The sequence below is a fragment of the Paenibacillus sp. FW126-R14 genome, from assembly GCF_058789495.1.
The window spans coordinates 127,501-134,031 of record NZ_JBYTBS010000011.1; the positions used below are offsets into that span (position 1 = coordinate 127,501).

The window sequence follows — 6,531 nt, forward strand, 5'->3', positions numbered from 1 at the left end:
CCTTAGATGTTTATCGTCGGTGGTGTGGGGTGAGGTGGGGTTCAATGCCCTGTGCTTTTTTGTTAAAAAATCGAGTCGTGTTGTTTTCGCGTAAGACAACATGCCTGGCTTTTTTACTTTTTGATGAATTAATAAGTGACTGAGTGTCTGTAGAAAAAAATGGAGGGATACATATGGAGGGGAAGGTAAGAAAAGCAATCATTCCTGCAGCGGGTTTAGGGACAAGATTCTTGCCGGCAACCAAAGCGATGCCTAAGGAAATGCTTCCAATTGTTGATAAGCCTACCATTCAATACATCGTTGAAGAGGCTATTGAATCAGGTATTGAAGATATTATCATCGTTACAGGTAAAGGAAAGCGGGCCATTGAAGATCATTTCGACAGTGCGTTTGAACTTGAGTATAACTTAGCGGAAAAAGGAAAGCTTGAGCTTCTTGAAGAGGTATTAAGACCGGCGAAAGTTGAAATTCATTATATCCGGCAAAAAGAAGCCAAAGGATTAGGTCATGCCGTATGGTGCGCACGCCGTTTTATTGGAAATGAGCCTTTTGCCGTTTTACTAGGGGATGATATCGTGAGCGCGAGTACCCCTTGCTTAAAACAGCTGATGAAACAATATGAAATCACCCAATCGTCGGTAATCGGCGTACAGCCTGTATCTGAACAAGAAACCAATCGGTATGGCATTATTGACCCGATTAGTAACGAAGGGAATTTGTATCAGGTCCGGACCTTTGTAGAAAAGCCGGCACCCGGCACAGCGCCATCCAATTTGGCGATTATGGGACGTTACATTTTGACCCCTGACATATTTGATTTCCTGGAGCTTCAGGAAACCGGAGCCGGCGGAGAGATCCAGTTAACGGATGCAATCAGCAAATTAAACGCTATCCAAAACGTATATGCTTATCATTTTAGCGGCACTCGTTACGATGTAGGGGAGAAGCTCGGCTTTATTCTTACTTCCTTGGAATTTGCCTTAAGAAATGATGAGCTTAGAATCCCGTTATTACAAGCGATTGATAAAATAATTCAACGAGAAACGTCGCCCCGTGTAATTGTGTAGGAGGGACTAAATGTCGAATCTATCTAATGATACACCGATGCTAGAGAAAAACCAATATTACAAAAGGACTAGTCAGACAAAAGCAAAAACAGTGGAAAGTCCGGCTTCCTACTACTTGTTTATTAAACGGCTTATGGACATAGCAGGTGCAAGTGTCGGCATTTTGTTGTTATTTCCCTTATTTCTGATTACTGCGGCATTGATAAAGCTGGAGAATCCGAAAGGGTCTGTATTTTTCTATCAGCAGCGGGTAGGCAAACATGAAAAGTTATTTAAAATGTATAAATTTAGATCCATGGTGAGCAACGCAGAGGAGCTTCTCGCGGGTCTTCTAGCGGAGAATGAGATCGAAGGACATATGTTCAAAATAAAAGAAGACCCACGGATCACGAAAGTCGGAAGATTTATCCGGAAGACCAGTATCGATGAACTTCCTCAGCTTTGGAATGTTTTAAAAGGCGAGATGAGCCTAGTGGGACCGAGACCCCCGCTTGTTCGCGAGGTTGAGGAGTACAGCAGTTATCATAAGCAGCGTTTGCAAGTAACGCCTGGCTGTACGGGGCTTTGGCAGGTTAGCGGGAGAAACAACGTGGGGTTTGAAGAGATGGTTGCTTTGGATTTGGAGTATATATCGAGGAGAAGTATTAGCACAGATCTAAAGATCATACTGAAGACCTGTAAAGTTCTTCTGGGGTCTAGGGATGCTTTTTAATACCATTTACAAATAATGAGGTGCACCGTGGAAATTGGAGCAAAGATATATGTTGCCGGACATAAAGGCCTAGTCGGATCTGCCATACTGAGAGGTTTACAAGCTAAAGGGTATACCAATTTAGTGTATCGTACTAGTGCTGAACTGGATCTAAGGAAATCCGATGATGTTTTAACATTTTTTACACAAGAGAAAATTGATTATGTATTCATGGCAGCAGCTAAAGTCGGAGGAATTATTGCGAACAATGAATACCCTGCGGATTTTATTCGAGATAATTTACTGATACAAACGAATGTCATCGATGCTGCTTACAAAACGGGTGTTAAAAAGCTGCTGTTTCTGGGCTCGACTTGCATCTATCCGAAGATGGCACCGCAACCTTTAAAAGAAGAGTACTTGTTAACCGGTGAACTTGAAGCGACGAACGAACCCTACGCAATTGCCAAAATAGCCGGGATCAAAATGTGTCAATCTTATAATCGCCAATATGGAACAACATATATTTCTGTAATGCCGACTAATTTGTACGGACCAAATGACAATTATGATTTTGAAAAGTCCCATGTATTGCCAGCATTAATGCGAAAATTTCATGAGGCGAAAGAAAACAATCACCCTCATGTAGAAATATGGGGAACAGGGACTCCGAAACGTGAATTTCTTCATGCTGATGATCTGGCAGAAGCTTGCTTATTCCTTATGGATAATTATGAAGAGAATGAAATTATTAATGTTGGCGTTGGAGAAGATGTATCAATTAAAGAGCTTGCTGAGCTAGTTAAGAACGCTGTGGGCTATGACGGAGAGTTGGTATTCAATACTTCGAAACCAGACGGTACTCCAAGGAAATTAGTTGATGTAACCAAAATCGCTAGTTTAGGGTGGAAAGCAAAAATTTCACTGGCTGAGGGAATCCGGGATTCCTATCAGTGGTTTCTGCAAAATGAAAAAGAACTATTGAAAAAATAAACGCTATTTATGCATGAAATTTTGGAGGTACTATGAAAAAGGCACTTATAACCGGAGTAACAGGACAGGATGGATCATACTTAGCAGAGTTTTTGTTAGAAAAAGGTTATGAGGTACATGGGGTTATTCGTCGAAGTTCTTCCTATAATCAAGAACGGTTAGAGGATATTCTTGATGATGAAGAAGCAGATGCAATATTAAACAATAGAAATTTCTATTTACATTATGGTGATGTTACAGACACTTCTAATGTTATTCGTTTAATTAGTGAGATAGGGCCGGATGAAATATACAATCTAGCTGCACAATCCCATGTGCGAGTTTCTTTTGAAATGCCAGGATACACATTGGATGTAGATGGCAAAGGGACGCTTAACATTTTGGAAGCAGTTCGCATCTTAGGGTTAACTGAAAAAACGAAAGTTTATCAGGCATCTACATCTGAACTATATGGGAAAGTTCAAGAAGTTCCACAAACGGAAACTACTCCTTTCTATCCACGTTCACCGTACGGCGTTGCAAAGATATATGGTTTTTGGATTACGAAGAACTACCGTGAGTCATACAACATGTTTGCTGTCAATGGTATTTTATTTAATCATGAATCAGAGCGCCGAGGCGAGACGTTCGTAACCCGTAAGATTTCACTCGCGGCAGCAAGAATCGCACAAGGGAAACAAAAGAAATTATCCTTAGGAAACTTGGATTCTTTGCGTGATTGGGGATATGCAAAAGATTACGTGGAATGTATGTGGCTTATTCTCCAGCATGATAAACCAGAAGATTTTGTCATCGCGACTGGAGAAATGCATACAGTACGGGAGTTTGTTGAATTAGCATTTAACCATGTTGGGATCGAAATCGAATGGACAGGCCAAGGTGTTGAAGAAAGAGGAATTAACAAGGCAACTGGCGAGATTATCGTGGATGTTGATCCGAAATTTTTCCGCCCTGCTGAAGTAGAACAACTGCTAGGAGATCCTACTAAAGCAAGAACTTTGTTGGGTTGGAATCCAACGAAAACTTCATTTGAAGAGTTAGTGCGTATTATGGTTGAAGCAGATGTGAAGAAGGTTAAGAAAGAAGATAGAGTTAAGATTATGTTTGATTAGGTTTTTTTATAAAGGGATCAGGAGGCAACCTCCATCTATTCTTGTTTTGTAACAAGAGTTTTTGGGGAATGCTCTTTTTTTATGTTCGGAGGAAAAGATAATTTATGGTTGAAAAGATGAAAAGCGAAAAGAAAAAGCTTTTAATATATGCGCATTACTATATCCCGGATGTCGCTTCCACAGGTCAGATTCTCAAAGAGCTGGCAGAAGGAATGCTTCACGCATTTGATATCACTGTAATTTGCGTTGTTCCTTCCTATACAGGAAGGGTTGCCACCGAGTATAAGACAAAAATGTATTATCAGGAAGAAATCAACGGTGTAAAGATTATTCGGATTCGTGTTCCTGAATTTTCTAAGAGCAATAAAATTAGCAGAATTAAAAATATCCTAGCCTACTTCTTTGGAGCTATGTTTGTCACATTGAAGGTTGGAAGCATGGATTATGTTTACTCCATTTCACAACCGCCAATTCTCGGAGGTTTGATTGGGGTTTGGGGTAAATGGATGAAGCGTGCCAAATTCATTTACAATATTCAGGACTTTAATCCTGAGCAAACCATGGCTGTTGGATATAGCAAGAATAAGCTTATTCTGAATGTGATGATGTGGTTGGATAAATTTAGCTGTAGACGTGCTGATAAGGTTATTGTCGTAGGTCGTGATATGGTGGAGACACTGAAGGGTAGATTCAAAGGTAAGAAGGTACCGAAACATGTGTTTATTAATAATTGGATTGATGAGAGAGAAATCTATCCGTTGCCGACCGATCATGAGAAAGTGGTAGCCTTCAAAAAAAAATATGGATTAGAAAATAAGTTTGTCTTTATGTATTCCGGAAATCTAGGCCTTTATTATGATCTTGAGAACTTAATGCATGTTATCAAAAAGTTTAAAGATAGGGATAATGTCGCTTTCGCATTTGTAGGAGAGGGCTCTATCCGAGATAGACTGGTTCTCTATAAGGATAAGCACAATCTCAAAAACGTAACGTTCATCCCTTATCAAGATAAATCAGATCTGGTCTACAGCCTGAATGCCGGTGATGTTCACTGGTGTATAAATGCCAAAGGAATCAAAGGTGTATCCGTTCCAAGTAAGCTCTATGGAATCATTGCTGCGGGAAAACCGATACTGGGCGTATTGGAGGAACGTTCGGAAGCACGTTTGATTATTGAAGAAACAAAGTGCGGCTATGTGACTGAACCAGCTAATTTTGATGAGGTCGAAGCTATTATTGAAAGATTCCTAAATGAGAAAGGGAGCCATATTCTTACTGAAATGAGTGAGCGTGGAAGAGCATATTTAGTTAAGAACCTTACGAAAAATGTATCCATTGAGAAGTATATTGATGAGATATTGTCTGGTTTATAAGCAGTAACTGAAGCTAGAAATGCTAGTATCAAGGGGGGAATTGCTACAATACCATAGCGATAAGTCTCAATATTTTTATGATTATTCATTCTTCAATCGAGTATATGACTCCACATCTCCATATAACTTATAAGTTGTACTGATTTTTTTCTTGATAGAAATTAAGTAATAGAAGGGAGAACGGAAATTGAGGCTTCTTTTGGTTGTTGATAATCATCTTGGTCGAACAAAAGATGGAAGAATTTGGAGTAAAGGAATTTACGATTATTCATTTTTTGCGCGTTATTTAGATGCTTTCGATGAGGTAAATGTTGCAATTCGTATAGATGATATAGAAGATGATCATAGTGGTTATCCTAATTTATGCAGTGGCCCGAATATAAACTTCCTACCAATTCCTGATTTTCATGGGATAAGTGGATATCTTAATAATTATTTTGCGGTTAAAAAGGCTATTAGATCCTTTTGTCAAGATTGCGACTGTGCGATAGTTCGTATCCCAAGTGCAATTGGATTCCAGTTTGCTTCAATTTTACGTAAAAAAATGCCTTATGCACTAGAAGTAGTAGTAGATCCTTGGGATTTCGCAGCTCCTGGAATGCTAAAGACTAGATTACGTCCTTTAATTCGTATTCTTTGGACAAATAGGTTGAAACAATTGTGCAAAGATGCAAATGGGGTATCTTATGTCACACAGTTTGCTTTGCAAAAACGGTATCCTTCTAAGGCACAACTTACTAAAGAGTCCATAGAATATTTTCAATCGTACTATTCTTCTGCAAATATTAAAGAAAGCTTTTTTATGTCTCCTAAAATATACCCGCCTGGTCAAAATGAGTTCCAGATAATCCATGTTGCAAATGCAATAAATTCATTTGTCAAAGGACATAAGGAATTAATTGAAGCAATTAGCATCTTAAAGAAAAAAGGCTTGAAAGTATCTGTTAAATTTGTTGGTGATGGTGAGTTTGTTACTGACTTTCAAAAATATGCCAAAGCTTTAAGTGTAGAAGATAAGGTATCATTTATTGGCCGTATACCTGACAAAGATACTATGCGAAAAACATTGAGAGATAGCGATTTATTTGTTCTTCCAACACATGGTGAAGGCTTACCACGTGTATTGATTGAAGCTATGGCTGTAGGTATACCGTGTATTTCTACAAGGATTAATGGTATACCAGAATTATTAGAAGATGAGTATATGGTTGAAGTTGGAGATGTAGAAGAACTAGTAAAGAAAATTGAAAAGTTTATTTCTGATCCTATTTTAATGACTGAGGTTAGTCGGAAAT

6 protein-coding genes are annotated in these 6,531 nt (G+C 38.9%); all 6 read left to right on the forward strand.

What is annotated here, in order from left to right; translation table 11 throughout:
- The first annotated feature begins 173 nt into the window (after window positions 1-173).
- Complete coding sequence (gene galU, locus AC3WRW_RS10700; protein ID WP_492546293.1) at window positions 174-1,067, forward strand: UTP--glucose-1-phosphate uridylyltransferase GalU; 894 nt, start codon at window positions 174-176, stop codon at window positions 1,065-1,067.
- A gap of 10 nt (window positions 1,068-1,077) precedes the next feature.
- Complete coding sequence (locus AC3WRW_RS10705) at window positions 1,078-1,779, forward strand: sugar transferase (RefSeq protein ID WP_492546294.1); 702 nt, start codon at window positions 1,078-1,080, stop codon at window positions 1,777-1,779.
- Window positions 1,780-1,806: 27 nt separating this feature from the next.
- Window positions 1,807-2,751, forward strand: a complete 945-nt coding sequence (gene fcl, locus AC3WRW_RS10710; protein WP_492546295.1) for a GDP-L-fucose synthase — start codon at window positions 1,807-1,809, stop codon at window positions 2,749-2,751.
- Window positions 2,752-2,783: 32 nt separating this feature from the next.
- Window positions 2,784-3,863: a GDP-mannose 4,6-dehydratase gene (gene gmd / locus AC3WRW_RS10715; protein WP_492546296.1), complete on the forward strand. Its 1,080-nt coding sequence runs from the start codon at window positions 2,784-2,786 to the stop codon at window positions 3,861-3,863.
- 104 nt (window positions 3,864-3,967) lie between these two features.
- Window positions 3,968-5,236: a glycosyltransferase family 4 protein gene (locus AC3WRW_RS10720; RefSeq protein WP_492546297.1), complete on the forward strand. Its 1,269-nt coding sequence runs from the start codon at window positions 3,968-3,970 to the stop codon at window positions 5,234-5,236.
- Window positions 5,237-5,423: 187 nt separating this feature from the next.
- A partial coding sequence (locus tag AC3WRW_RS10725; RefSeq protein ID WP_492546298.1) for a glycosyltransferase occupies window positions 5,424-6,531 on the forward strand: 1,108 nt, incomplete at its 3' end.

Bases quoted from the DNA above. Each gene is read 5' to 3' on its own strand.
- galU (WP_492546293.1), top strand. From the start codon at position 174: ATGGAGGGGAAGGTAAGAAAAGCAATCATTCCTGCAGCGGGTTTAGGG.
- gmd (WP_492546296.1), top strand. From the start codon at position 2,784: ATGAAAAAGGCACTTATAACCGGAGTAACAGGACAGGATGGATCATAC.
- AC3WRW_RS10705 (WP_492546294.1), top strand. From the start codon at position 1,078: ATGTCGAATCTATCTAATGATACACCGATGCTAGAGAAAAACCAATAT.
- AC3WRW_RS10720 (WP_492546297.1), top strand. From the start codon at position 3,968: ATGGTTGAAAAGATGAAAAGCGAAAAGAAAAAGCTTTTAATATATGCG.